Here is a 24812-nt window from a genome sequence, read left to right on the forward strand (position 1 = left end):
GTAGAGGTTTAAGCCTCTACTTTTGGTCCTGCGGCAGAGAAGTCAAACTCACTCTCCTCCGTTTGGTACTTCTGGAAGTTTTTGATAAACATCTCTGCCAAAGTATCTCTTGTTTTATCGAAAGCCTCTTTGTCACTCCAAGCATTTCTTGGATTAAGTATCTCAGGATTGATGTCACCCAATGTTTTAGGAACATGAAGTCTAAATGTTTTTGTAGTGTCAAACTCACTCTTGTTAATGCTGCCATCAAGAATAGCGTTGATACATGCACGCGTATCTTTGATGCTCATTCTCTTGCCAACACCGTACTTTCCGCCTGTCCATCCAGTGTTTACAAGATAGACGTGAACATCATGTCCGTCGATTTTTTCACCTAAGAGTTTGGCATACACCGTTGGATGAAGTGGTAAAAACGCCTCTCCAAAACATGCACTAAACGTCGCAACTGGCTCAGTAATGCCTCTTTCAGTTCCTGCTACTTTAGCAGTATAACCGCTCAAGAAGTAGTACATTGCCTGATCACGCGTAAGCTTTGAAACCGGAGGAAGTACGCCAAAAGCGTCAGCAGTTAAAAAGATGATATTTTGAGGATGTCCCGCACTTAGGGAAACTTCGTGGTTTTTGATATGCTCTATCGGGTAAGAGACACGTGTGTTTTCTGTTTTACTTCCGTCATTGTAGTTGACAACACCATCATCATCTAAGACAACATTTTCAAGCAACGCGCCCCTTTTGATGGCGCCATAAATCTCTGGTTCGTTGTTACCATCAAGGTTGATCACCTTGGCGTAACACCCGCCTTCAAAGTTAAAGACACCATTATCATCCCAACCATGCTCATCATCACCGATAAGTTTTCTGTAAGGATCAGTAGAGAGTGTCGTCTTTCCTGTACCGCTTAGTCCAAAGAAAAGCGCTGTATCGCCCTCTTTCCCAACGTTTGCAGAGCAGTGCATCGAGAGCTTGTTTTCTAGCGGCAACCAGTAGTTCATCATGGAGAAGATGCCTTTTTTAAGCTCCCCTCCATACCACGTACCACCGATGATAGAAAGATTGTTTTCGATATCAAAAAGAACAAAAACTTCCGAATTAAGTCCATGCTCTTTCCACTTATCATTTACCGCTTTACAAGCATTTAGAACCGTAAACTGTGGTTTAAAACCATCAAGTTCAGTCTCAGTCGGGCGAATAAACATGTTTTTTACAAAGTGTGCCTGCCACGCTATCTCAGTCACAAAACGGATAGAACGCTTTGAGTCAACACTTGCACCACTGTAAACATCAGTGACATAGAGGTCTTTACCTGAGAGCTGCTCTTTTGCCACCTCCAAAAGCTCTTTGAAAATTTCTTCACTGACTTTATGGTTTACATCACCCCAAGCGATGTATTTGTTGGAAGGGTCTCTGTCAACGAAATATTTATCTTTTGGACTGCGCCCAGTAAAAACACCAGTATCCACAGCAGTAGCACCCTGCTTTGTAAGCGTACACTCACCATTTTCTATCTCGTGGCGAATTAACTCATCATAACTAAGATTATGATAAATCTTACCAACATTCCTTAAACCTATCTCTTCTAACTCGGTTAAGTTCATAACTTGCCTTATGGTACTTTTTTAATTATAGACGAAATTATACACCGAACATACCTAAATCCAAAGTAAATATGTTCCTTAATTTGCGAAAATCTAACAACTTTTCAATCCCACAAAATAAAGAGCGTCTTTGAAAAATTACTTTAAGTTTTTTTTGGTAAAATTCCACTCTCGCTCGCATAACTCAGTTGGTAGAGTGTTACCTCGACAAGGTAAAAGTCACTGGTTCGAGTCCAGTTGTGAGCACCACTCTTTAACTTCTATTTATCCCTTTTGCACAAACATAGCCGCTGCTAAATGCCCATTGAAAATTGTATCCGCCCAACTCTCCCGTTACATCGACTGCTTCGCCTATAAAATAGAGATTTTTCACATCCAGTGCTTCCATGGTGTAGGGGTTTAGCTCCTCACTCAAAACACCGCCACGGCTTACTTCGGCTTTGCTAAAACCAAAATTTCCTGCCGGTGCGAACTCGTATGTGTGGATTTTTGCCAGTTTCTCTTTTGCTGTGCTACTGATTTTTTTGCACTCGGTATCTTCTACTTCTAACGCTTCTAAGAGTGCTTTTGCTAGTCTTTTTGGGAGCGGAATGAGGGAGCTTAAGAGCTTTTTGCTCCCCTTTATAAGCTCTAAGATGTTGGCATCGGGGAGAAAATCTATGCTTATATTGCCCCTTTGCCAGTAGAGTGATGTGCTTAAAATAGCTGGTCCGCTTATGCCTTTGTGGGTAAATAGCAGCTCTTCTTTGATGGTTTTTGCGCCTACTTTTACAGCAACTGGGCAGCTAAGACCACTTAACTCTTTCATCCAAAATTGCTCTTTTTGCACCGTAAACCCTACAAGTGCGGGGGCAAACTCTTTTACTTTGATGCCAAAACTCTTGGCTATCTCTAGGGCAATATCGCTTGCACCCAACTCTTTGTAGCTCTTGCCTCCCGTGGCAACGACCACTTTTTTGGCTCTCAAACTCTCTTTTTGGGTCTGAATGACAAAAAGTTCGCCCTCTTTTTTGACCCATAAGATAGTGCCGTTGAGATAAAATGTCACATCTTTTGTAGCTTTTTTAAAGATTTGTATAACCTCATCGGAGGAGTCTTTGCAGAAGTAGTAACGCTTTTTGCGCAGTTCCGGCACAACGCCGTTTTTGCGGAGGTACTCAAGCAGGTCGTCTCTGCTAAAGCTCTCAAATACATGAAAGATAAAATCTCTATCGCCGTCAAAATTCTCTTGACTTAGCTGTGCGTTGGTAATGTTGCACTTGCCACCACCCGAAATCTTAAGCTTTTGGGCGATTTTGCCGTTGCCCTCAACCATAACAACACTTAAACGTTTATCCAAATGTGAAGCGCACATCAAGCCGCTTGCACCTGCACCGAGAATCACAACATCATATATTTTCATGGTGCAATTATACCAAAGAGAGCGGACTATGCAATCTTTGGATAGAAAACTCTAAAACTTATATCTCAAAGAAGCAACGGCTTTGTTGTAGTCGTAGTCTAGCAGAGTATCTTTCATACTGTAAGTTTTGTATCTCACATCAAAAATAATATTATCGGTCAGCGCATAGTCCATCCCTGCACCATACCCAAAACCATAAGCACCATCATTCTCTATGTACTGCCCTGCCCCCGCCACTAAAGCAAACACCGAAAAGTCTTTAAATGGAACAAAACCCGCTTTTAAGTCGAGCTCTATGGTAGCTACCATGTCATTTTCATTTGTGGCATCATCCGAGAGTTTGCCAAAGCTATACTCGCTATGAAGCCCCCAAAGCATGCAGCTGCTATAAATTTTATCCACCCCAAATCCAAATACTCCCTCGGTCATACTCTCATTTTCTATAGAAGCAGTTGCAACACCGATATATACTGTTTTTCTAACCTCATCGGCAGCTAAAGAAGAAACTGTAAGGACAGAAGCTAGAAGTAAACTTTGTAGTTTTTTCACAATAGCTCTTCCCTTTTATATAAACTCAATAATTCACCATTATCTTTTTGTGTTAAATAATCGTCTTGAACAAAAAAATGCTTTCCTCCAATGCCATTTATTGAAGCTCCGACTATAAAAGCTTTTGAATCATCAATAATCCAAAACCTATCATGAAAATCATCACTTTTAAAGACTTTTATATCATAATTTGAAAAGTCACGCTTAAATCGTTCATAATTACTTTTATTTATTTTTGATTCAACTGTTACTATTTCAATTATTGATATTGTATTTTCAAATGGCTTGATAATATTTTTCAACAAATTAGTAATACTATAACTGCTGTTACTAAAAAAGTAAGCATCTATAATCGTAATTTTTGATTTCACACCTGCTTTTCTAATTTTTTCACTTAAAAACTCAGCTACCTCTTCAATAGTTGTCCCTTTTTTAAACATTTGATTCCTTTAGTTAAATTTAGGTTTAGTTATTTCACCCTGATGAGTCGAAAACCTTGGAATAGAGTACGGAAAAGAGGACCGAGGTAGCCCCGTCTCGCCGAACTGGTGCTGGGAATATTGGCATTCCAGCCCCCGCCACGGAAGACTTTATAATTGCACTCTTTTGCGGAATTATAGTCAGCCGTCCAACAGCTATCTGTCCACTCCCATACATTGCCACTCATATCGTAGAGACCCCAAGCATTTGGTTTTTTGCTTTTTACTGGTTTAGGAGAAGGTCCAGTAACTGCTATGGAACTTACACAGCTTTCATTATCTCCACAGTACCATTTGGTAGTAGTTCCTGCTCGTGCTGCATACTCCCACTCTTCTTCTGTAGGAAGGCGATATTTATTGCCTCCTTCTTTTTGGTTGAGCCTAGAAATAAACTCTTTGGCATCATCCCAGCCTACTCGTTCTACTGGCATATCTGCGTTGCCTGTTTTAAAATTTGAAGGGTTGTCTCCCATTATCTCATACCACTGCCCTTGAGTTACTTCGCTCTCTTGCATATAAAAACCATCAACAAATACTTTGTGTTGTGGAGTTTCAGATTTGCCAATCTCCATACAATCTTTGTATTCATTTTCTTCAGTAGATAAGTCATCTTTGGGACAACTTGGGACTTTTGTGCCCATCAGAAAACTCCCCGCAGGAATCTCTTTGAATACCATACCTATAGAGTTTGTAAAATCACCAGCAAATAAAAAACTAGAAGCGACGAAAGTTGAGAGAATAATTTTTTTCATTTAATTTTTCCTTTTAATAATACTATTCCCAATGCACTGACTGAAACTACTAATATCATCATTAAGTAATCTTGTTTATCATTCATAAAAAAATTCGCAGCCACACCACCTATTAACCCAGAAAAAATATTTAGTACAACTTTTCCATAATAATCAAACACTATTTTAATCTCCTTTTGCTCTGTAATAGCAGATTGTACTTTTTAAAATGTTTATTTTTTCTTAAATCTTAGTCTGTTATTACAGATTGAGCAATTTTTTTCATTCAACTAAACTTCACTCTGTAATAATAGAGGATAAATTATTGAGTGAATTTAACGATATTGAAAACTTTACAGATGAGCAGCTAGAAGAATTTTATAGGCTTATAGGTAGTAATGTTGCTAGACTTCGTAAAAAATATAAACTTACACAGTTGAGATTATCTGAGATGCTAAATCATACATCGACTTCGCTTGTATCTGGAGCTGAGATTTATTATAAAAAACAACACTTCAACTTAGAACATCTACTTAAAATATCTTTTGTATTAAATGAAGATATATCAGAGTTTTTTAAAAAACCATAAAAGAAACATTTGAGCTTTTGGCTATAATACGAAAAATATATTTTATAACTCATACTCGTTCATTAAGGCTTCACGGTGGCTACCCCAAATCTTGCATAACAAGATTTGACCCTTCCGTTGCCCAAACTTCACTTCGTATGATTATAAAAAGTTTATCAAGAATGGAAATAAATGGGCAATAAACTTCATATCGTATCTCTTGGATGCACAAAAAATCTAGTCGACACCGAAGTCATGATGGGCAAACTTAAAAATTTTGAACTAACCGATGAGCAGGGTGATGCGGACGTCATTATTGTTAATACCTGCGGTTTTATAGATGCAGCAAAACAAGAGTCGATAAATACAGTTCTTAACCTTCATGACGCAAGAAAAGAGGACTCTGTTTTAGTAATGGCAGGATGCTTAAGCGAGCGATACAAAGAGGAGTTAGCTAAAGATATGCCTGAAGTTGATATCTTTACAGGTGTTGGCGATTATGACAAGATAGATGAACTTTTGGTGGAGAAAAAGAGCAGATTTTCTGAGGAAGTTTACCTTATCGATGGGGCAGAGAGAGTGGTTACCGGTTCTACTTACCACGCTTACATCAAACTCTCGGAGGGGTGTAACCAAGCGTGTAGTTTTTGCGCCATCCCATCTTTTAAAGGGAAGCTCAAATCAAGAAGTTTGGAGTCCATCGCCAAAGAGGTTGAGGGGCTTGTCGCAAAGGGGTATTGGGATTTTTCATTTGTATCTCAAGACAGCTCTTCGTTTTTGCGAGACCAAAATGTCAAAGACGGGCTTAGTCTGCTTATGCAGCGCATAGAGCTTATCGAGGGTGTGAAGAGTGCTAGGATTTTGTATCTTTACCCGTCCACAACAACGCTCACGCTTCTTAAAAACATAGCAAAAAGCGAGATTTTTCACAACTACTTTGATATGCCCATCCAGCACATCAACAACGACATGTTACGCATCATGAAGAGAGGTTTTGGTACAAAAGAGACGCTTGAACTTTTAGAGTTTATGAGGGGACTTCCAAACTCGTTTGTGCGCACAAGCTTTATCGTCGGGCATCCGCAAGAGAGTGAAGAGATGTTTGAGGAGATGTGCGAGTTTGCGGCTAATTTCGGATTTGACCGCATCAATGTTTTTGCATACTCCGATGAAGAGACGACAACGGCGCATGAGATGAGCGAGAAAATCCCTGCAAAAGTTATCAACAAAAGAGCGGCGGTTCTGGGCAAAATCGCCTCTGAGGTTATGGAGAAGTCGCTTCAAGGCGAAATCGGCAAAGAGGTACAAATCGTCATTGATGGGCAGAGTGATGAGCATGAGTATCTGCTGAGTGCAAGAGAGCTTCTTTGGGCGCCTGAGATAGATGGCGAGATTTATGTAAACGACCAAACGAATGAGGCGGAGCTAGAGTTTGGCAAAGCTTATAGAGCAAAAATCACAGGCAGTGTCGGCTCTATCTTGACTGCAACTGTAGAGAATGGTTGAAGAATCTCTACTTGTAAAACTTCGGGATAAAAAAAATCTCCTCGCATTTTCAGGCGGGGCGGATTCTACTGCTCTGTTTTTTATCCTTTTAGAACACCACATCCCTTTTGATATCGCTATCGTTGACTATGGCGTGCGTGAGCAGAGCAAAGAGGAGGTTTCCTATGCAAAGACACTTGCCAAAACACATAACCTTAAGTGTCATCTGCACACCGCACCAAAAATAGAGAAAAATTTTGAAGCAAAAGCAAGAGAGATTCGCTACGCTTTTTTTGAAAAAATTATCAAAAAAGAGGGGTATGATAACCTCCTTACCGCACACCATCTCGGAGATAGACTTGAGTGGATGCTTATGCAGTTTTGCAAAGGTGCGGGATGTGCGGAGCTTGTGGGGATGCGAAAGGAGCAAAAGAGAGGCTTTTACACTCTTGTACGCCCACTACTGCATCTTGACAAAAAAGAGCTTCTTGTCTATCTTGAGGCGAACAAAAAAGTCTATTTTGAAGATGAGAGCAACTTGGATGAGGATATAAAAAGAAACTCTTTTCGGCACAACTACTCGCTTCCTCTTTTAGAGAAGTATCTTGGCGGTATAAAGAGGAGTTTTGAGTATCTTGATGAGGATAGAGCAACTCTTATAGAAGAGATTGTTGTGCATAGCATGGGTGATTTTGCCTATTTTAAACGCTCACACAATGCAAGAGCAGAGATTTTTACCATCGACAAATACCTCAAATCACAGCTTTATATGCTTAGTGCCAAAGAGAGAGAACTTTTAAAAAACAAGAGTGTTCTTGTAGTAGGTAGAAAGTTTGTGGTTGCTTTGGGCGAGGAGTATATCTTTATAGCACCTTATGAACAAGAGGTTTCTAAGATGGATGAGAAGTTTAAAGATGCTTGCAGAGTTTTAAAGATAGAGCCAAAATTGCGCCCCTATCTCTACAAAAACAGTGACGCTTTTTTTAAAGTCAAAGAGCTACTTGCTACTGTTTGAATCGCTTTTGTTGTTATAGACTTTCATGGTAAAAGAGGAGTGAATCATCTCGTCCTCTCGCTTAAAGTTGATAGGAAAGTTCACGGCGATAATCCAGTCACTTTTGCCTAGCGCGTCTAAGAAGTTGTAAAAACTCTTTGGAGAGCTTATCTCGGAGCTTGCGTTGACCTCATAGACGCTAAAACCATCTTCATCTTCGATACCCTCTTTTTTAAAAACATGCAAAGAGGTAAAAAAAGCTTTATGTTGTTTAGTAAAGCGTTCAGGATTAAACTCCGTCTCAAAAGCTTTGATGGTGTGAAGATTTTCGCTTTGGATTTTTTGTAAAATCACCTCTTTTTGCGCGGCAAAATCACTAAGCTGTTTAAGCTCGACGTTTTCATTGGCGAGTTCACCCTTTTTAATGCGGTACTTTTTGCCCTCTGGAATCAAAACAGCAAACGAAAAAACTAAAACAAAAACAAGCAAAAAGAGGGAGGATGCCAAAAGATAGATGCTCTGTCTTGAAATGTTAATCTTCACGCTCTACCTCCTCTCTTGGCTCTTTTGTCTGCATCTCTGCTGTCTCGTCTGTTTGGTCTATATAGTTGGTTGACACAAAGCGCAGCCACCCATTTTTCTCTGGGTAAAAACTACTGTATGTCCTGTGAAAAATAGAGCGAAGCGGTGCTTGAAGCATAAAGTTATAGACATCCTTGTTTGGCGTAATGCCATAGAGCACAAGCCCATCTTGCATAATCTTCGCCTCTGAGAGCGTTATCCTGCTTGGCACTAAGTCAAAAAGGTTGGTAATGCTCTCTTTGAGTACACTGTTTTTTGTAAAAATCTTCTCCGCTAAAAGATTTTGCTTCTCTATTGCCGCTATCTGCTCGCTCATCTTTGTGATTTTTACTCGTAACTCCTCTTTTTGTTGGTTTATCTCCACCAAATCCTGCACATAGCGTGCATCTTTAAAAAGTAAAAAACCATAGGTTGCAAAAAGCATAAAAAGTGTCACGCCAAAAAAGGTAAGCAGGAGCTGCAAATCTTTTGTAAAAACAGTTTTATTTCTTGGTTTTATATAGCTGTAGCGCATCTATGCCTCTGCTTTTGCCATATCACAAAGTGAGGCACCAAGGTCTATCTTTCTGATAAAAACAGTCAAAAAAATCTCTTCTTCTAAGTAATTTTTCAAATCCGAACTCACCCCGATACTATCGGCAATGTAGATATTTTCCACAAACTGGCTTTTGTATTTTGGGTCTTTATAAAAAGTATTGAGCGCCCCTTGTAGCAAGACAAAGCGCTGATAGTCCTCATTAAAGCCTCCAGAGGAACTTTGCTCCTCTTTTTCTTGCACCACTTCATTGAGCACTACTGTTTCAGAGAACTCATCGATACTATCGCCCGAATCCAAATCTTCAATGGTTCCAAAATCCTCAAATCCGGAAGAGTCATCCTCTATGGCAATATCTTCCAAATCAATCCCATCCATCATGCCAGCGTCCAAATCCTCATCCATAGAGGAGTCAATCAACAAGGTATCACCTTCTCTCTCATGCTGCATGCTAAGATGTTCCCCATAAAGAAGCTCTCCGTGATCAAAAACGCTAAAAGAGAGTGCATTACTCTGCACTAAGACAAAGATGCTAAGCGTACTCTCAATCTTGTCTTTGAAAAAATTTGCCAAAAGCGTAAAGGGGGAGAAGATAAAATCAACACCGATGCTTCGATAGTCATGCTTTATCGCCTCTATGTCATACTCTGATGTATAAAACGCCCAACTTGTAGAGTAGCATCTATACTCTGAGGCGTTGATATCACAATACTTTCCCATCTCACTTGTGATGCATGTGGGAATAGCACCTTGAGAGAATGATTTGTCTAAAACAGAGATGTAGCAAAAGGGGGTCTCTTTGTAGAGGGCGCTAATAAACTCATGCATCTGCGTATTTATAGTAGTTGTAGCAAAGTACTTATGCATACTGCGTTCTACTTTTTTGCTTGAGCAAACTTCCACGTAAACAAGACTCTGTGTACCCTCTACTACAATATTGACAAACACTCTTGTGTATAAAGAGGCGAAAAGTTTGCTTATCATGACTCTTTAATCCCGCAAAGTGGATGTGCCATAGTGTAGTTTTGTTGTTTCAATGCACTGCCCAGCTTTGTGTATATTTGCGTTGTAGCCATAGACGAGTGCCCAAGCAACTCACTCACATCAGCAATCGGCGCATGAGCGTTGAGCAATTGCGATGCAAAAGAGTGACGGAGTTGATGTGGAGAGACCTTAAGCCCTACTCTTCTAAAGACTTTTATAACCATATATCTTAGACTGTTTTCGCTTAATTTTTCGCCATTTTTTTCAAAAACAAATCGATTTCTCTTATATTTGCTCAAATACGCATCAAGTAATTTCTTAGAACCCTCAAGGAGCGGTACATCTCTTTGCTTGTTTCCTTTGCCTATGACACGTACCCAATCATGCGAGATGGCTTGAAGTTCCAAAGAGGCAAGCTCAGAGATGCGCAAACCCAGTGTGTAGAGCAGAGTTACAACCACTCTCTCCTCAAGTTCCCCACCTGCAAGTGCCTCTACGATGTACTCATGTGCGATGGGTTTTGGCAATGTTTTTGCGATTTTAATGCTCTCATCTGCCTTTAAAACCACCCGCATCCCATTGTCGTTTAGATACGTTGCAAAGGAGCGCACGGCACTGAGTTTTTTACTGATTGTTTTGGGGTTGAGTGAAGCGATTTTGATACGGTAAGGCATAAGGTTGAGGAGAATATGCTCTTTTTCTTCTAAAGCCTCTATGTACAAAAGTGCTTCATTTAAAGACTCATCATAGCTTTTGATAGTAAGGTCAGAGTAACCTCTTCTCTCTTCGAGATAGGAGAGAAACTCTTTTTGCTTAGTTTTGAGTAACTTTTTCAAGGAGCTTCTCAAATTTTGCATGATACGCCGCGGCTTCTTGCACCAGCTCCTCATCAGTAATGACGCTTGGTGCTAGCTTGATATACGAACCTAACATAATGTTGCACATCATTTTTATCTTTGCTTTATCGGCATCTGATATCTGCTTATGTTTTGCGATTGCATCTATGCCCTTCATATACTTTTTTGCATCGTCTATGTAGTTTTTATACTTGAGCGATGTTTGCGATTGTGCCATAACAGTTGCCGCCATACGGTTGTAAACATCGATATCAAAAGCCTCTTTTGCAAGGTTGTATGCCTCTGCGTACCCACCTGTTTCATAGTAGTACTTTGCACGAAGGGATTTTTCGTAAGATGGGTTAATGAGAAAGTAAAGAGCCATGATAAAGAGCAAAGATGCAGCGACAACAAAGACAAACACCCTACTCTTCATGTTTTTTTAACCCCTCTTGAATTATCTTTTTTGCACTCTGCATATCCAACCCACGCACATCAAGAGGTGACGAGGCATAGTAGTTTAGCGTGCCAAAAGGCTTTGGTATGGTAAATCTGTCCCAACTACTCAGCTGCCAAAACTTTGTCGGTGTCATCCTCACTAGAACAATTTTAGCTTCCGCTTTTTGCGCCATGGCTATTATACCATCTGCTACTTCATATCTGGGACCTTTTGGACCATCTGGCGTGATTCCTATGTCGTAGCCGTCTTTGATAGCCCTAATACCCTGCATCAAAACTCTTGTTGCATTTCTGTTGGTCGAACCCGCAATGGTTCCAAGTCCAAAATAGGTAATAGTTTTAGAAATCAACATCCCATCAAAATGGCTTGAGATAAGTACTTTAGCGTGCGGAGTTTTTCTGTATCTGGAGTAGAGGTATGGAAGCATCAAAAGCTCCCCATGCCAACAAGCAAAGATAGTTGGTTCTTCTGGGATGCTAAGAGGTGCGTAAAAGTTTTTTTTGTTTGTAGCGTAGATAAATCTGATGAGCAAAGAGGCTAAAAAAGGAACAACCAGAAGCGCCAATGCTCGAAAAAATCTCTTAGCCAACAATTTCCCCAGTTAAAATCGTTCGTCCTATCTCTGTTATCTTGACATCACGAAACGCACCTAAAAGCTCATCAGAGCCTTTAACTTTGATAAGAAGGTTGTTGTCGCTTCTTCCACTTACAAAGTAGTCTTGATTTAAATCTTCAAAGTAAACACGATACACTTTTCCAAGATGTGTCTTGTTCTTCTCATCCAAAATGTCGGTTGCAAGATTTTGCAGTGTGGTAAGTCTCATAGAAGCGATATCTTCATCGACTACATTGGTAAAATGCTCCGCCTCAGTTTCAGGACGAGGAGAGTACTTAAATGAGAAGATTTGGTCAAATTCGACACGTCGCATAACATCTAGCGTATCTTCAAAATCCTCATCGCTCTCACCTGGGAATGCAACGATGATATCAGTAGAAACACTTACTTCAGGGCAAAGAGCTCTTAGCTTCTCCACTCTATTTAAAAACCACTCTTTTGTATAACCGCGCTTCATATCGCGAAGCACTTTAGTCGAACCGCTTTGAAGCGGCATATGCATTGATTTACAGATTTTTGGGTTTTTTGCAAACTCCTCAATAAACTCATCATCCATATGAAAAGGGTGGGGGGAGGTAAAACGAATCCTCTCTAACCCCTCAATAGCACTTAATCTTCTCAGTAGCTCCGTAAAGTTTACCTTCTCATGTTCCCCTGAAAAACGGCGACCGTAGTTGTTGACATTTTGCCCTAAAAGAAAAACCTCTTTCGCGCCACGTGCAACTGTTTTTTCTGCTTCACGCAAAATAAGCTCTATGGGGATAGAAATCTCTTCTCCGCGTGTTTTTGGAACGATGCAGTAGGTACATGCTTTGTCGCATCCGATGGAGACATTGATGTAGGCTTTATAGGGAGATGTACGAAAGTCATTAAAAGCAAATTCGCTCTCATCGTAGTTTATATCTATCTCGACCGCTTTGTCTTTGTGTAAAACCTCTGTAATTTTAGAGACATTTCTCGCACCTAAAACAAAACTCACATAAGGAGCACGTTTGATAATCTCTTCACCAAGATGCGAAGCCGTGCATCCGCACACACCTATCTTCGCACCCTCTTTTCTCTTTTTGTTAAAAACACCGAGTTCTGAGAAGAGTTTTGCTACAGGTTTTTCCCGTACGGAACAGGTGTTAATGAGAATCAAATCAGCCGTAGTGATGTCGTCCGTTGTCTCGTACCCCTCTTTTTCATGGAGTTCTGCGATGATATGCTCACTGTCACGTGAGTTCATAGCACAACCAAGCGTCTCTAAAAATAGTTTTTTTGGCACTTCTGCTTCTTAGTTGATGATATGAACTTGATACATGTACTCATTATCTGAGAGTCCGTATCTTACTTCTGTCATATAAAAACTTTTTCCTTTTGCCTCAAAATGGTCTTGAAGCTCAAGCAAATCTTTATGTGAATTTTCTCTGTCAAAATAGAAGATAACGCTCTCTTCTTTTTCAACAGCAGCCTCAATCTTTGCTAATTCCGCTTTTTTCGGTTTTGCAGTAAGTTCAGTTCTTGCAAATTTTAAATCCATAATTAATCCTCAACTTTAGGGGTGCCCTATATTTTTTTTGCATTATAGTTGAACTCTACTAAAAATCCCATTAACCGATATTAATGCTATTTTTATGCAACTTTGCTATAATGTCACTCTTCATAAAAAATTCCCACTTTTTTTATACACTGTTTTTTTATGATACCACCAAGATAAGGATAATTATGGAAAAAATTTTAGATATCGTTGACGCTATCGCCAATGAAAAAGGGCTAAAGCCTGAAAAAGTAACAGAAGCACTCAAAGGCGCATTTGTTCAAACTGCAAAGAGAGTTATCAACCCAAAATTTGCTTTTGAAGCAGTTATTAACAACCAAACAAAAACTATTGATATTATTCAAACGATTACAGTTGTGGCAGATAACGATGAGAGACTTCAAGACCCAGAGATTGCCCCTGCGTATATCTCTATCAAAGATGCACGTGAGTACGATGACCAAGTAGAACTTGATGACCAACTTCAAATCCCTCATGAGCTCGAAGAGTATGGCAGAACAGGAGCTTCACATCTTCACCGCGAGATAGAGTACCATATCCAAAGACTTGTGGAAGATGAAGTTTTCAACAAATACAAATCTAAAATCGGAACACTTGTCACAGGCAGAGTAACACGCGTAGATCACCAAAATGCAACGTACATCGAAATCGATGAAATCCGTGCAGTACTTCCGATGAAAAACCGTATCAAAGGCGAGATTTTCAAAGTGGGCGACCACCTCAAAGCGGTTGTACGCCGTGTCGATATGAACAAAGAAAACGGTATCCAGATAGAGCTCTCACGCACCTCTCCGAAGTTTTTGGAAGAGCTTTTGGCACTTGAAGTTCCTGAGATTTCAGATGGAACGGTTATCATAGAAAAAAGTGCACGTATCCCTGGCGAGAGAGCTAAAATAGCACTCTTTAGTACGCACACGCAAGTTGATGCAGTCGGGGCAACGGTCGGTGTCAAAGGCGTGCGCATCAACGCTGTAAGCCAAGAGCTTATCGGCGAAAACATAGACTGTATAGAATATACAACGATTCCAGAGCTTTTCCTCTCAAGAATCATGAGCCCTGCTATCATCTCAGCCGTGGAAATAGTAAGAGATGAGAATGGCGAAGCACAAAAAGCGATTATCACGCTTCCCTCAGATCAAAAATCAAAAGCTATCGGTAAAAACGGTATCAACATCCGCCTTGCATCTATGCTTAGTGGACTCAATATCGAACTAGTAGAAACTGATGCCAAAGCCCCACAAAAAGGTGAAATGCAAGAGCAAAGAGAGCAAAAAGAGGGTGTGGACGCACTTAAGGCGTTGTTTAACTAATTACTTTATGTTACGCACTAAAACGAACTCGTCCGTTTTAGTGGCAGCTGCTTATGTCCCTTGCAACCCCCTAAAGCTACGAAAAACTTGTTTTTCGAGATTACACTATCCTCTTGTCATATACGGATTTAATTTTAAGAGAATTAGATCCGCTATCATGTTACCCAAAAGTGTTAAAAATGCCGTTATCATGAGTGTGCCCATGATGATGGGGTAATCACGGCTCATGGCACTCATATAAAAGAGCTGTCCCATCCCCTCAATCCCAAAAATCGACTCCAAAATCACGCTTCCACCTATAAGCCCCGGTAGAGACAATCCTAAAAGAGTAACTATCGGGGATAAAAGATTTGGAAAAATGTAGTAGCGCAAAAGCTCTTTTTTTGTCAAACCACGTGAGAGCGCAAAATAGTAATAGTCACTTTTGAGTATCTCTAGTGTGAGAGAGCGGATGTAAATAACCATGCTTCCAAGCCCTACAAACACCATAACGCCTATGGGTAAAACAAGATGCCACGCCATGTCGAGGTAGTAGGCAAACCCCTCTTTTGGCTCTATGGAGTGCAGACCGGAGATAGGAAAAAGCCCAAGCAGGAGTGCGAAAAAGATGATAAAAAGAAGTGCGAGATAAAATGAGGGCATAGAAAAAGAGAGAAGCGAAATCTGGCGGATGATATAGTCACTCTTTTTCTCAAAGTTAAGTGCCGCTTTGATGCCCAAATAGAGTGAGAGTACAAAAACGGCTACAAGGGAAGTGATGTTCATCACAAGCGTAACAGGCAGACGCTTGAGTATCTCAGCACTGACATCTTGTCCTGAAACAAAAGAGATGCCAAAGTTAAGCGTCATGATATTGACAACCCAGTCGGTATATTGCTCTAAAAGCGGTTTATCAAGCCCATAAACAGCTTTAAGAGTTGCTATCGCCTCCTCTGTCATGTTTGGGTTAAGCTCACCTGCTGCAAAAAAGCTGTTTGGTGCGGCATGAATCGCCAAAAAAGAGATGATGGAGATAAGAAAAAGCATAAAGAGGATATAAAATATTTTTTTAAGGAACTGTTTCATGGAGGAATTATACCAAATAAGAGGCTGAGTGAGAAATCTCAGCCTCTTTGAGAGAAAAAAACAGGAAGAAAAATTTAAAAGTTGTACGTTAGATAGATTTGAACGTCTGTTGTTTTGACATCCGCTACTTCTCTATCGCCATGGATAAGTGCTAAAGATGTAGCGAGAGGTCCAAATGTTTTTGAAGCAACAAGTGCAACTTCTGTAAGCTCTTCTTTATCAAACAAAAGTGACTCTTTTGAAATATCTGCATTATAGTAACCTAAAAGGAAATCTACACTTGCAAGTTTTGTCTCAGCAGAGAGTGCGTAAGACTGGGCTCCTACAGCAGAAACATAGCCATAGTTCCACCACATCTCAGTGTAGAGTTTTGACTGTCCACCTCTAGTTGCGATGTCTCCTGTTGCAGTATTTGCCACACCCAAAGTACCCTCATCATCAACATCAGAGTATGCTGCTTTAAATGTAGCAACATCTTTCATCTTGTATCCAACCATTGCTGCCCACGCAGTTGTATCTTTTGTATCTGCACCTACAACACCGCTAATAACACCCAAATTTGTTTGCAAATTGCCAACATCTGCTCTTTTGTCTAGGTCAGTATTTGCATACTGCACACCAACACTTAAGCCCTCAATTTTAGAGCATTTTGCATCAGCTTGAAGCCAATATGCTTGTGCAAAGTCAACCATATCATAGTACCATGCTTGAACAGTCAGCGGCTTAAATGAGTTGTTTACAACTCCAAAAGCGTATGTTCCCTGAGTACCAAAAGTTGAGAATGTTCCATCTGCCGCAACATAGCCTGCCGCTGTTGCGCCAAGGTCATTCAAGTTGCCAACACCGCCCTCACGAGCACTTGTTCTATCATCAGAAGAACCGTTTGATTTCCCTATAAAAGTAGCAACCAAAGTAGTGCTTGGAATGCTTTGGTTAATCAAAACTCCCGCTTCAAAAGTGTTTTTATCAACACCCCACTTCTCTGTAAATGCCAAAGGTGTATCAAGAGCTTGACGACCGATTTTAAGTGTAGTGTCAAACGCACTTCCTGCTAACCAAACTTCATCAAACCACATTGCACTATCTACTTGAGCACCACCTGCAAAACTAGCTCCAGTCGAGCCATCCACTGTATGTGCATTCGACCAAACTTTATCGACCAAGTTATGCTCAACACCAAGTGTTGTTACAACCTGCGTACCGACACCTGCAGAAACACCTTTTGTCAAATCAGTTGTCAAATCAAGACGTGCTGAAAAGTTAGTATATGCAGACTCTTTTGTAAAGAGATTCGGTGCATTTGGTGCATCTGAATCTTGCGTTCCGTAGTAGAGTCTTGCATCTCCAGAAACTTTTGTATTTTCAATCGCAAATGCGCTTGAGCCAATCAATAACGCTGCTATTAAACTTAATTTTGTAACTCTCATTTTCATTCTCCTAAACTTAATGTTGTCAACATAATGTCATATAGAAGATTAATTTAATATTAAATTATGGATTGTTTTTTATTTTTCCTATAAGTTAACAAAATAATTGTGTATAATTGTGTCATGAAAACACTAATAATGACATTATCTGCGGCTTTGCTGCTTGTTTCGTGCGCGAAAGTGGATGGTGTAAATCCATCTCAAAACAGAGCATTAAATGCTATTTCAGGAAAAAAAGAGAGTGACAATAGTGGCTTTATGCAACAAAAACTAGATAAGTGGCTCAAAGAGGAGTGGTCGCCTATAGTAGAAGGAACAACACCGCCAAGTGGCGAAACTTCAGTAAAAATTGTCCCAAAGGAGAATGGTACTTCTGAACTTATAGATGTAAAAACGGGGGCACTTTTGAAAAAAATGGATAAAGAGGAGACAAAAAGGCAACAGGAGCTCCAAGCAAAATACCAAGACGAGGAGAGACCTTTTACACTTCAAGAGTATATAGATAAGATGGAGCGCTACAACAACGTAACGAGTTCTGATGCCCAAAACTCACATGTTGGTAAAATGAACGCTATGCCGGTAATTGGCACAGCGACAAGATAAGGCTAAAACTTAAAGCTAAGTGTAGCGACGACATTCTCTTCGTCTGCGCTTGAATCTGTATCGTGGCTAAAGTCGATGTATGCCACGCTTACATCAAACTTCTCAAACGATTTGCTAAGACCTACTAAGTAGTAGTCGCCTATGTCCTTATAGCTGCCGTAAGTTACTTTGAAACCAACCTCATAAGGCAGGATGGAAGAGGTAACGCCAACTTCATAGTAATCCTCTGGGTCAAGCTCATCAGTCTCTACGCCTTTGTAGTATTTCGCATTAACGCCAAATTTTTCCCACTCTTTACTTATGCCGACATACGCTTCACCAAAGTTGTACTCATCTGACATATTTGGATAGACATACTGAATGTAGCCCAAATCATAACCGATTCCCGCAACTTCACCCTTATATCCTCCGTACAAATCCGTTTCCATAGAGTTTTTGCCATCTCCAAACTCTACGTTTGAGCCCCAAACACCAGCATAGATGCCTTTGTAGTCCAAATCAACTCCACCTTGAATGGCAGGTGAATCTTTTGTCTGCGTCATACCTCTCCAGACATAGTTGCTTGTAAATGCCGCATTTGCACTCATATTGAGACCCGATTTTTGCTCATCTCCAAACGCTAAAGTTGCAAGCAAAGCAGTTACTAGACTTAATTTTAGAAGTTTCATGTTCTATCCTTTTTTTGTAATTGCGATATTATTGCACATGAATGAAGTTGATGTTTAAAAAAATGGATTAAAAATTAAGCAGTAAGTAGAGGAAAATTTGACTTCTCACTAGAGAAGCCAAATATAAGTTGCGGTTGTGTTTTACTTCACATCCCAAGAGAGAACAGTTTTACCGTCTCTCTCCTCAGCGGCAGCCATTCCCATGATATTGTATCCAGCATCGACATAGTGAACTTCGCCAGTTACGCCTGAAGCCAAATCGCTAAGCAAGTACATAGCAGAGTTGCCCACCTGCTCTGTTGTCACGTTTTTCTTTAGCGGTGCGTTGATCTCATTCCAGTTAAGTATCTGTTTAAAGTCGCCGATGCCCGCCGCCGCAAGAGTACGAATCGGTCCTGCAGAGATAGCGTTAACACGCTGTCCTTTGTTTCCAAGCTCAACCGCCATGTAGCGTACTGTTGATTCAAGTGCAGCTTTTGCAACACCCATAACATTATAGTTTACGATATATTTTGGTCCGCCAAGGTAAGAGAGCGTTAGAATAGAAGCGTCATCCGCAAGAACACTCTCAAGACGGTTCGTCAAATCGATAAGCGAGTAAACAGAGATATCCATAGCGATGGCAAACGCCTGTTTTGTTGTTTTCATAAACGGCTCGCTAAGTGCCTCTTTTGGAGCAAACGCTACTGAATGTACCAAAAAGTCAATCTTGCCAAAATCTTTTGCAACAAGAGAAGCGATATTTGCCATATGCTCTTCATTTGAAACATCAAGTTCATATACTTTGTCGCTTCCAAAAGATGCCGCAAGTGGCTCTACTCTTTTTTTGAGTGCATCATTTAAGTACGTAAACGCCAGCTCTGCACCCTGTTCATGACACGCTTTTGCGATACCGTAAGCGATTGATTTATCATTTGCCAAACCTACTATTAAACCTTTTTTACCCTTCATTACCATTTCTACTTCTCCTTTTTTATTATTAACAAACTTTACACTATTGACTGGAAGTGGGGCTTTAGCCCCGCCAAAGCTTGAACTTGCAGTGCGATTTTTCTAGCATCTCTATGCAAGGCTAAAGCCTCACTTCCAAAATAAAATCTTATTTATCTAACTCTTGTGCGTATGTACACATTGTACAAAAGTGCTGGGCATAAAGTGCAGCACTTCCTACCAAAATCCCATCGACATTTTCAAGTGCCATAACCTCTTTTGCGTTGGTTACTTTTACGCTTCCGCCATAAAGAAGCGGAGCGGGAGATTTGGCTTTTAACTCTTTATGGATGGCATCAATCTCTTCAAGCGTTGGTGTCAGCCCCGTTCCTATCGCCCAAACTGGCTCATAGGCAATAATGAGATTTTCATACGAGGTGTCGATGCCCTCGTACTGAGCGGCGATGTATGCCATCATCTTCTCATGCCCAGACTCTCTCACGCCTAGAGGCTCTCCGACACAGTAAACGATTTTAAACCCAAGATTTTTGTAAAAGTCAAACTTTGCAACAAGAGATTCTTGTGTCTCACCCAGCATATGCCTTCTCTCGCTATGACCAATGAGAATCGTTTTGATGCCAAACTCTTCAAGTTGCTCATACCCTATCTCGCCTGTAAAAGCCCCATTGAACGCTGGGTAAGCGTTTTGCGTTCCAACGATAAGCTGCCCATCGTGCGCATTTAAGTTTGAGATGGCAGGAAAGACTAAAACCTCTTGTGAGATACTGTTTTGCTCTAAAAAATGCTCCACTTCTTGCAGATAGTGAAGCGTTTTTTCTCTTGTAAGATTTGTTTTGAGGTTTGCTGCTATTATCATCAGCTTACTTCTCTTGAACCATCAAAGAAGCCACACCTGGTAAAATCTTGCCTTCTAAAAGCTCCAGTGAAGCACCGCCGCCTGTTGAGATAAAAGTCATCTCTTCATCCACGCCGATTCTTTGCACCAAGTCCGCTGTATCGCCGCCGCCAACAACTGTCGTTGCATAGCTATCTGCCACAAAGTGCGCTATCTTGTTAGAGCCTCTTGCGAACTTCTCCATCTCATAAACGCCCATCGGTCCGTTCCAGAGGATTGTTTGGACATCATTTAAAACTTCTCTGTAAAGTCTTACTGTTGCAGGTCCGATATCTAGCCCCATCCAGCCTGATGGTATCTCTTGTGATGGAACTATCTTGCTTAGCGTATCTTCAGAAAACTTCTCAGCTGCCACAACATCAATAGGAAGGTAGAACTTCACGTTAAGTCTCTTTGCCTCTTCCAAGATGCGTCCCGCTTCATCAAGCAAATCATCCTCAACAAGAGAAGCCCCGATGTCGTAACCGAGGTGCTTTAAGAATGTAAATGCCATTCCCCCGCCGATAAGTATCTTATCCACTTTTGGAAGAAGGTTGATAAGCGCTTCAAGTTTTCCTGAAACTTTGCTTCCGCCGACTATTGCGGCAAAAGGACGAACCGGATTTTGGATGATTTTGCCTAAAAACTCTATCTCTTTTTGAAGCAAGAAGCCCGCTGCTTTGTGTTCGTTGTCAAAATAGCGTGTGATACCCTCTACAGAAGCGTGCGCACGATGACTCACGCCAAAAGCATCATTGATGTAAAACGCAGCCATTGAAGCGAGTTTTTTGGAAAGTTCCTCGTTGTTTTTTGTCTCGCCTGCTTCATAGCGGAGATTCTCAAGCATCAAAATCTCACCCTCTTTAAGTGCTGCCGCTTTTGCAAGAGCATCTTCTCCCACGACATCATCTGCAAGAATAACCTCACGCTTAAGAAGCTGTTGGATTCTCTTTGCTACGGGAGCGAGTGAGTACTTTGCAACAACCTGTCCCTCAGGGCGACCAAGGTGTGATGCTAAAATGACTGCACAGTTTTGATCTAAGCAGTAGTGAATCGTTGAAATCGCCGAACGGATGCGGCGATCGTCAGAGATATTGCCAAACTCATCCATAGGTACGTTAAAATCACATCTGATAAAAACTGTTTCGCCCGCTAAATCTAAATTTTTGATATTTAAAAGTTCCAAATCTCTGTCCTATTTGCTGATATGAAGTGCCATGTCGAGAAGTCTTGTCGAGTAACCCCACTCGTTGTCGTACCATGCCATGATTTTTACCATATCGCCATCGATAACTTGTGTTAAATCCTCTGCAACGATAGAGCTATATGCACACCCCACGAAGTCCTGAGAAACACGCATCTCCTTATCCATCAAGATAATGCCCTTGAGTGTTGTTTGCGCTGCAGTGTTAAATGCCGCTGTTACTTCCTCTTTTGTTACTTTTCTCTTCACAATAACGTTTAAGTCAACCATGGAGACGTTAGGTGTCGGAACACGCACGCTCTGTCCGTGAAGTTTGCCTTTGAGTTGAGGAAGTACCAAACCGATGGCTTTTGCCGCTCCTGTTGTTGTTGGAATCATGTTGATAGCTCCAGCACGTGCGCGGCGCTTATCTTTGGAGTGTTTCACATCTAGGATATTTTGGTCATTTGTGTAGGAGTGGATAGTTGTCATAAGCCCTTTTTCGATTCCAAAAGCATCATCAAGCACTTTTGCGATAGGTCCTAGACAGTTTGTCGTACATGAAGCATTTGAGACGATGTTCTGCCCTGCATAGAGATGTTCATTGACACCGATAACAAATGTCGGTGTGTCATCTTTTGCCGGAGCGGAGAAGAGAACCTTTTTGACACCGTTGTCGATATGAATCTGTGCATTATTTTGACTTAAGAAGACACCTGTACACTCTAAAACCATATCAGCACCACAATCGGCAAATTTGAGGTTTTTTGGGTCACGGTCGCTAAATACTCTGATTTTTTGTCCATTTATCGCAATATGGTCTGCATCAACTTGCACCACTTCAGCGTTAAATGTTCCATGGACAGAGTCGTTTTTGAGAAGATAGAGCATCATGTCCATACTTGCAGTGTCGTTTATAGCCACCACTTCCACATCATCTCTTGTTGCAGCTATGCGTGCGACACAGCGACCGATTCTACCAAATCCGTTAATTGCTATCTTTAATGCCATACTCTATTCCTAATTAAAAAGATGGGCAATTTTACCTAAAATTAGTTATAATTCGCTTTAAATATGGATACGATTGCACTTTTTGGCGGCTCTTTTGACCCGCCTCACATCGGACACGAGGCTGTTGTCAGGGCTTTAAAAAAGTTTAAAGATATTGACAAAATTATCATCATGCCAACATTTTTAAATCCTTTCAAATCAAGTTTTCATGCACCTGCACACTTAAGAGTGGAGTGGCTTAAAGAGATTTTTTGTGATGATGAAGATGTTGTCATCTCAGATTTTGAAGTTTTACAAAAGAGACAAGTTCCAACGATAGAGACGGTGGAGCATCTGCTTGAGAGTTACAAAAAAATCTATCTTATCCTAGGTGCGGATAATCTCGCAAAACTGCATCTGTGGAAGAGCTATGACAAACTCAAAAATCTTGTCACGTTTGTTGTCGTCTCACGCGAAAATATCGAGATTCCAAAAGAGTTTTTTACTCTTCATGTTGCTGTAAATATCTCCTCAACTCAACTCAGAGAGAAGATGGAGATATCAAAACTGCCAAAAAAATGCGCAACGCAAATATATAACTTTTACAAGGAAAACAATTGCAAAACAGAATAGAAAGAATCACAGAGGTTTTGGATAAAAACAAAGCAGAAAATATAGAGGTTTTTGACCTTAGAAACAAAAACTACTTTGTTGACTATGCCATCATCGCATCCTCTTTAGGTTCAAAACACACATACGCTCTTTTGGATCATCTCAAAAGAGATTTAAAACCCTCAGAAAAGTTCAATGCCGTAGATGAGAGCAGTGACTGGATCGTTGTGGATTTAGGCGATATCCTCATCCATATCATGACACCGGAGTATCGTGTAAAGTACGATATGGAGAGTTTTTTAAGCGCTCTTGCCGATGGCAAAGAGGGGATGAACCGTTAATCTTTCTTCTTAATTCGTAGCAGAGGCGATTGCCTCGCTGTCGAGCTTTTGTAAAATATCTCTATAGTCATAGACAGCGTCCACATAGCGTACAGCTTCACTTCCACGTGCATAACCATGTTTAAGCGTTTTGTAGTATTTCTTTTGTGAGAGAAGCGGTAACACAACCTTCAAATCTGTCCAACTGTTTTGGTTTAGTCCTAGCTGTTGTGCTAATTTTTGAGCATCAAAGACATGTCCAAGCCCTATGTTGTAAGCCGCAAGAGCAAACTTAAGGCGGTCTTCTCCTAAGACTTCCATTGGGATGCTCTTAAGCATCTGATGCAGATGTTTCGCCCCTCCAAATATACTCTCTTTTGGGTCTGTTCTATCTTTTACACCAAGCAAATCCGCGGTATTTTGTGTAAGCATCATCAGCCCTCGCACACCCGTATAGCTGACCGCATTTGGGTTCCAGTGAGACTCTTGATAAGAGAGTGCCACTAGCACTGAGTAGGGAATGTTATACTCTCCTGAAGCCCCCTTAAAGTAGCTTTCATATTTTGGGAGGCGTGTTTTGATGCGCTCTTGAAACATAACCGTATCGTAGTAATCAAAAAAGAGAACATAACTGTAGTAATGGTCTTTAAGTCGTGCCATTTCACCGCTTTGGTTGAAGGAGTTAAACCACTCGTACATATCTGCCTTGAGCATATCTGATTCGGGTGCCAAAATCCATGCCTGCTGTCTTCTGTTGCTTACGTCAAACGCCAACTCTATATTTTTGAAATAGCGCTGGTTAAGTGCGTAGATGTTAGAGTCAACGATGGTACAATCTATCTCGTGTGTGTCCACCTGCGCGATAAGCTCTTCAGTCGAAAACTCCGGTGAGTAGGTTGCGTTCATCTCAAAGCCATCTTGCTTAAGTTGCTCTATGGTCTCGCTGTAGCTTGTATCTTCGCCGACAACGATGCTAAGATGCGATAAATTGTCTGCATTTTTTGGAAATTTTCCACTTCCAAGTAAAGATTTGTTACAGACTAGCTGCTCTTGCGCTTCAAAATAGGAGGGTCCAAAACTGAAATTTTTTTCTCTCTCCTGCGTTTTTGTCAAAGAAGCAGAGGTAACATGTATCTCTGGGTTTTTGCTCAACTCCAACGCCTCTTTTACGGTATTGGCGGTTGTAATGTTGAGTTTGACACCAAGATGCGTTGCGTAAGAGTTTAAGAGGTCATGCTCAAAACCTTTTGGTCCATCTGAGCCTATATAGTAGGTTGAGGGGGAGTTGAGAAGCACTACATTTAAAACACCCTCTTTTTGTATCTTTTTAAGCGTTGAATGTTTTATGATTTTATGTCCATTTTCGTATAGGGCATGCCCCATCCAACCAAAAAGAAAGAAACATATCGCAATAAGAGTTGTTTCTCTACTTATATATTGTTTTATAGTCATA

29 protein-coding genes and 1 tRNA gene are annotated in these 24812 nt (G+C 40.7%); 8 read left to right on the plus strand and 22 right to left on the minus strand.

Annotated elements, in window-relative coordinates; all coding sequences use genetic code 11:
* Positions 1–8: 8 nt before the first annotated feature.
* Positions 9–1595 carry a phosphoenolpyruvate carboxykinase (ATP) gene (pckA, locus tag AC6H4V_RS09815; protein ID WP_497606692.1) on the minus strand — a complete coding sequence of 529 codons (1587 nt, stop codon included), beginning with the start codon at positions 1593–1595 and terminating at the stop codon, positions 9–11.
* A 173-nt stretch (positions 1596–1768) separates the two neighbouring features.
* Here pckA and AC6H4V_RS09820 point away from each other — a divergent pair.
* Positions 1769–1844, plus strand: a tRNA-Val gene (locus tag AC6H4V_RS09820).
* A 4-nt stretch (positions 1845–1848) separates the two neighbouring features.
* Here the strand turns inward: AC6H4V_RS09820 and AC6H4V_RS09825 are convergent.
* The 5 genes from AC6H4V_RS09825 to AC6H4V_RS09845 are packed head-to-tail and all read right to left on the minus strand — an operon-like array spanning position 1849 to position 4938.
* Positions 1849–2997, minus strand: a complete 1149-nt coding sequence (locus AC6H4V_RS09825) for a BaiN/RdsA family NAD(P)/FAD-dependent oxidoreductase (protein WP_497606693.1) — start codon at positions 2995–2997, stop codon at positions 1849–1851.
* 51 nt (positions 2998–3048) lie between these two features.
* Positions 3049–3546 carry an outer membrane beta-barrel protein gene (locus AC6H4V_RS09830; protein WP_497606694.1) on the minus strand — a complete coding sequence of 166 codons (498 nt, stop codon included), beginning with the start codon at positions 3544–3546 and terminating at the stop codon, positions 3049–3051.
* Complete coding sequence (locus AC6H4V_RS09835) at positions 3543–3986, minus strand: hypothetical protein (protein WP_497606695.1); 444 nt, start codon at positions 3984–3986, stop codon at positions 3543–3545. The genes AC6H4V_RS09830 and AC6H4V_RS09835 overlap by 4 nt, the downstream gene beginning before the upstream one ends.
* Before the next feature lie 29 nt (positions 3987–4015).
* On the minus strand, positions 4016–4777 hold the full coding sequence (locus AC6H4V_RS09840) for a formylglycine-generating enzyme family protein (RefSeq protein ID WP_497606696.1): 762 nt from the start codon (positions 4775–4777) through the stop codon (positions 4016–4018).
* Positions 4774–4938 (minus strand): hypothetical protein, encoded by a 165-nt coding sequence (locus tag AC6H4V_RS09845; RefSeq protein ID WP_497606697.1) that lies wholly within the window; start codon positions 4936–4938, stop codon positions 4774–4776. The genes AC6H4V_RS09840 and AC6H4V_RS09845 overlap by 4 nt, the downstream gene beginning before the upstream one ends.
* A gap of 143 nt (positions 4939–5081) precedes the next feature.
* On the opposite strand from AC6H4V_RS09845, the gene AC6H4V_RS09850 reads away from it, so the two are divergent.
* The 3 genes from AC6H4V_RS09850 to tilS all read left to right on the plus strand — a co-directional run bounded on the left by AC6H4V_RS09850 (position 5082) and on the right by tilS (position 7824).
* Complete coding sequence (locus AC6H4V_RS09850; RefSeq protein WP_497606698.1) at positions 5082–5345, plus strand: XRE family transcriptional regulator; 264 nt, start codon at positions 5082–5084, stop codon at positions 5343–5345.
* A gap of 171 nt (positions 5346–5516) precedes the next feature.
* Positions 5517–6830 carry a 30S ribosomal protein S12 methylthiotransferase RimO gene (gene rimO / locus AC6H4V_RS09855; RefSeq protein ID WP_497606699.1) on the plus strand — a complete coding sequence of 438 codons (1314 nt, stop codon included), beginning with the start codon at positions 5517–5519 and terminating at the stop codon, positions 6828–6830.
* On the plus strand, positions 6823–7824 hold the full coding sequence (gene tilS, locus AC6H4V_RS09860) for a tRNA lysidine(34) synthetase TilS (RefSeq protein ID WP_497606700.1): 1002 nt from the start codon (positions 6823–6825) through the stop codon (positions 7822–7824). Before rimO ends, tilS begins: the two co-directional genes overlap by 8 nt.
* Here the strand turns inward: tilS and AC6H4V_RS09865 are convergent.
* The 8 genes from AC6H4V_RS09865 to AC6H4V_RS09900 are packed head-to-tail and all read right to left on the minus strand — an operon-like array spanning position 7807 to position 13338.
* Positions 7807–8346, minus strand: a complete 540-nt coding sequence (locus AC6H4V_RS09865; RefSeq protein WP_428729923.1) for a hypothetical protein — start codon at positions 8344–8346, stop codon at positions 7807–7809. The two genes, tilS and AC6H4V_RS09865, sit on opposite strands and share 18 nt — an antisense overlap.
* Positions 8336–8899: a hypothetical protein gene (locus tag AC6H4V_RS09870; RefSeq protein WP_428729922.1), complete on the minus strand. Its 564-nt coding sequence runs from the start codon at positions 8897–8899 to the stop codon at positions 8336–8338. The genes AC6H4V_RS09865 and AC6H4V_RS09870 overlap by 11 nt, the downstream gene beginning before the upstream one ends.
* A complete protein-coding gene (locus AC6H4V_RS09875; protein ID WP_497606701.1) occupies positions 8900–9904 on the minus strand; it encodes a DUF8341 domain-containing protein in 1005 nt (334 codons plus the stop codon).
* Positions 9901–10740, minus strand: a complete 840-nt coding sequence (locus AC6H4V_RS09880) for a tyrosine-type recombinase/integrase (protein ID WP_497606702.1) — start codon at positions 10738–10740, stop codon at positions 9901–9903. The genes AC6H4V_RS09875 and AC6H4V_RS09880 overlap by 4 nt, the downstream gene beginning before the upstream one ends.
* Entirely contained in the window at positions 10718–11176 is a 459-nt protein-coding gene (locus AC6H4V_RS09885; RefSeq protein WP_497606703.1) for a hypothetical protein, read from the minus strand. The genes AC6H4V_RS09880 and AC6H4V_RS09885 overlap by 23 nt, the downstream gene beginning before the upstream one ends.
* A complete protein-coding gene (locus AC6H4V_RS09890) occupies positions 11166–11789 on the minus strand; it encodes a lysophospholipid acyltransferase family protein (protein WP_497606704.1) in 624 nt (207 codons plus the stop codon). Before AC6H4V_RS09890 ends, AC6H4V_RS09885 begins: the two co-directional genes overlap by 11 nt.
* Positions 11782–13083 carry a tRNA (N6-isopentenyl adenosine(37)-C2)-methylthiotransferase MiaB gene (miaB, locus tag AC6H4V_RS09895; protein WP_497606705.1) on the minus strand — a complete coding sequence of 434 codons (1302 nt, stop codon included), beginning with the start codon at positions 13081–13083 and terminating at the stop codon, positions 11782–11784. Before miaB ends, AC6H4V_RS09890 begins: the two co-directional genes overlap by 8 nt.
* Positions 13084–13092: 9 nt before the next feature.
* Complete coding sequence (locus AC6H4V_RS09900) at positions 13093–13338, minus strand: HP0268 family nuclease (RefSeq protein ID WP_428729916.1); 246 nt, start codon at positions 13336–13338, stop codon at positions 13093–13095.
* 185 nt (positions 13339–13523) lie between these two features.
* On the opposite strand from AC6H4V_RS09900, the gene nusA reads away from it, so the two are divergent.
* Entirely contained in the window at positions 13524–14666 is a 1143-nt protein-coding gene (gene nusA / locus AC6H4V_RS09905) for a transcription termination factor NusA (RefSeq protein ID WP_497606706.1), read from the plus strand.
* A gap of 105 nt (positions 14667–14771) precedes the next feature.
* Here the strand turns inward: nusA and AC6H4V_RS09910 are convergent, their stop codons facing one another.
* Positions 14772–15731 carry an ABC transporter permease gene (locus AC6H4V_RS09910; protein ID WP_497606707.1) on the minus strand — a complete coding sequence of 320 codons (960 nt, stop codon included), beginning with the start codon at positions 15729–15731 and terminating at the stop codon, positions 14772–14774.
* Positions 15732–15805: 74 nt separating this feature from the next.
* Complete coding sequence (locus AC6H4V_RS09915; RefSeq protein WP_428729913.1) at positions 15806–17158, minus strand: OprD family porin; 1353 nt, start codon at positions 17156–17158, stop codon at positions 15806–15808.
* 123 nt (positions 17159–17281) lie between these two features.
* On the opposite strand from AC6H4V_RS09915, the gene AC6H4V_RS09920 reads away from it, so the two are divergent.
* Entirely contained in the window at positions 17282–17761 is a 480-nt protein-coding gene (locus AC6H4V_RS09920) for a hypothetical protein (RefSeq protein WP_428729912.1), read from the plus strand.
* A gap of 2 nt (positions 17762–17763) precedes the next feature.
* Here the strand turns inward: AC6H4V_RS09920 and AC6H4V_RS09925 are convergent, their stop codons facing one another.
* From AC6H4V_RS09925 to gap, 5 genes are all read right to left on the minus strand, one after another.
* Complete coding sequence (locus AC6H4V_RS09925; RefSeq protein WP_497606708.1) at positions 17764–18429, minus strand: TorF family putative porin; 666 nt, start codon at positions 18427–18429, stop codon at positions 17764–17766.
* Positions 18430–18570: 141 nt separating this feature from the next.
* Positions 18571–19386 carry an enoyl-ACP reductase FabI gene (gene fabI / locus AC6H4V_RS09930; RefSeq protein ID WP_428729910.1) on the minus strand — a complete coding sequence of 272 codons (816 nt, stop codon included), beginning with the start codon at positions 19384–19386 and terminating at the stop codon, positions 18571–18573.
* A gap of 142 nt (positions 19387–19528) precedes the next feature.
* Positions 19529–20236 carry a triose-phosphate isomerase gene (locus AC6H4V_RS09935; protein WP_497606709.1) on the minus strand — a complete coding sequence of 236 codons (708 nt, stop codon included), beginning with the start codon at positions 20234–20236 and terminating at the stop codon, positions 19529–19531.
* 4 nt (positions 20237–20240) lie between these two features.
* Positions 20241–21440: a phosphoglycerate kinase gene (locus tag AC6H4V_RS09940; protein ID WP_497606710.1), complete on the minus strand. Its 1200-nt coding sequence runs from the start codon at positions 21438–21440 to the stop codon at positions 20241–20243.
* Between the two features lie 9 nt (positions 21441–21449).
* Entirely contained in the window at positions 21450–22448 is a 999-nt protein-coding gene (gene gap / locus AC6H4V_RS09945; RefSeq protein WP_497606711.1) for a type I glyceraldehyde-3-phosphate dehydrogenase, read from the minus strand.
* Positions 22449–22511: 63 nt separating this feature from the next.
* Between gap and nadD the strand changes: the two genes are divergently transcribed.
* Positions 22512–23060 (plus strand): nicotinate (nicotinamide) nucleotide adenylyltransferase, encoded by a 549-nt coding sequence (gene nadD, locus AC6H4V_RS09950; RefSeq protein WP_497606712.1) that lies wholly within the window; start codon positions 22512–22514, stop codon positions 23058–23060.
* Positions 23045–23380 (plus strand): ribosome silencing factor, encoded by a 336-nt coding sequence (gene rsfS / locus AC6H4V_RS09955; RefSeq protein ID WP_428729905.1) that lies wholly within the window; start codon positions 23045–23047, stop codon positions 23378–23380. Before nadD ends, rsfS begins: the two co-directional genes overlap by 16 nt.
* A gap of 9 nt (positions 23381–23389) precedes the next feature.
* Here the strand turns inward: rsfS and mltF are convergent, their stop codons facing one another.
* A complete protein-coding gene (gene mltF, locus AC6H4V_RS09960) occupies positions 23390–24811 on the minus strand; it encodes a membrane-bound lytic murein transglycosylase MltF (protein WP_497606713.1) in 1422 nt (473 codons plus the stop codon).
* Between the last annotated feature and the right edge of the window lies 1 nt (position 24812).

The sequence above is a fragment of the Sulfurimonas lacustris genome, assembly GCF_059705355.1.

Bases quoted from the DNA above. Each gene is read 5' to 3' on its own strand.
- pckA (WP_497606692.1), bottom strand. From the start codon at position 1,595: ATGAACTTAACCGAGTTAGAAGAGATAGGTTTAAGGAATGTTGGTAAG.
- AC6H4V_RS09825 (WP_497606693.1), bottom strand. From the start codon at position 2,997: ATGAAAATATATGATGTTGTGATTCTCGGTGCAGGTGCAAGCGGCTTG.
- AC6H4V_RS09835 (WP_497606695.1), bottom strand. From the start codon at position 3,986: ATGTTTAAAAAAGGGACAACTATTGAAGAGGTAGCTGAGTTTTTAAGT.
- AC6H4V_RS09840 (WP_497606696.1), bottom strand. From the start codon at position 4,777: ATGAAAAAAATTATTCTCTCAACTTTCGTCGCTTCTAGTTTTTTATTT.
- rimO (WP_497606699.1), top strand. From the start codon at position 5,517: ATGGGCAATAAACTTCATATCGTATCTCTTGGATGCACAAAAAATCTA.
- tilS (WP_497606700.1), top strand. From the start codon at position 6,823: ATGGTTGAAGAATCTCTACTTGTAAAACTTCGGGATAAAAAAAATCTC.
- AC6H4V_RS09870 (WP_428729922.1), bottom strand. From the start codon at position 8,899: ATGCGCTACAGCTATATAAAACCAAGAAATAAAACTGTTTTTACAAAA.
- AC6H4V_RS09875 (WP_497606701.1), bottom strand. From the start codon at position 9,904: ATGATAAGCAAACTTTTCGCCTCTTTATACACAAGAGTGTTTGTCAAT.
- AC6H4V_RS09885 (WP_497606703.1), bottom strand. From the start codon at position 11,176: ATGAAGAGTAGGGTGTTTGTCTTTGTTGTCGCTGCATCTTTGCTCTTT.
- AC6H4V_RS09900 (WP_428729916.1), bottom strand. From the start codon at position 13,338: ATGGATTTAAAATTTGCAAGAACTGAACTTACTGCAAAACCGAAAAAA.
- nusA (WP_497606706.1), top strand. From the start codon at position 13,524: ATGGAAAAAATTTTAGATATCGTTGACGCTATCGCCAATGAAAAAGGG.
- AC6H4V_RS09910 (WP_497606707.1), bottom strand. From the start codon at position 15,731: ATGAAACAGTTCCTTAAAAAAATATTTTATATCCTCTTTATGCTTTTT.
- AC6H4V_RS09915 (WP_428729913.1), bottom strand. From the start codon at position 17,158: ATGAGAGTTACAAAATTAAGTTTAATAGCAGCGTTATTGATTGGCTCA.
- AC6H4V_RS09920 (WP_428729912.1), top strand. From the start codon at position 17,282: ATGAAAACACTAATAATGACATTATCTGCGGCTTTGCTGCTTGTTTCG.
- AC6H4V_RS09925 (WP_497606708.1), bottom strand. From the start codon at position 18,429: ATGAAACTTCTAAAATTAAGTCTAGTAACTGCTTTGCTTGCAACTTTA.
- fabI (WP_428729910.1), bottom strand. From the start codon at position 19,386: ATGGTAATGAAGGGTAAAAAAGGTTTAATAGTAGGTTTGGCAAATGAT.
- AC6H4V_RS09935 (WP_497606709.1), bottom strand. From the start codon at position 20,236: ATGATAATAGCAGCAAACCTCAAAACAAATCTTACAAGAGAAAAAACG.
- gap (WP_497606711.1), bottom strand. From the start codon at position 22,448: ATGGCATTAAAGATAGCAATTAACGGATTTGGTAGAATCGGTCGCTGT.
- nadD (WP_497606712.1), top strand. From the start codon at position 22,512: ATGGATACGATTGCACTTTTTGGCGGCTCTTTTGACCCGCCTCACATC.
- mltF (WP_497606713.1), bottom strand. From the start codon at position 24,811: ATGACTATAAAACAATATATAAGTAGAGAAACAACTCTTATTGCGATA.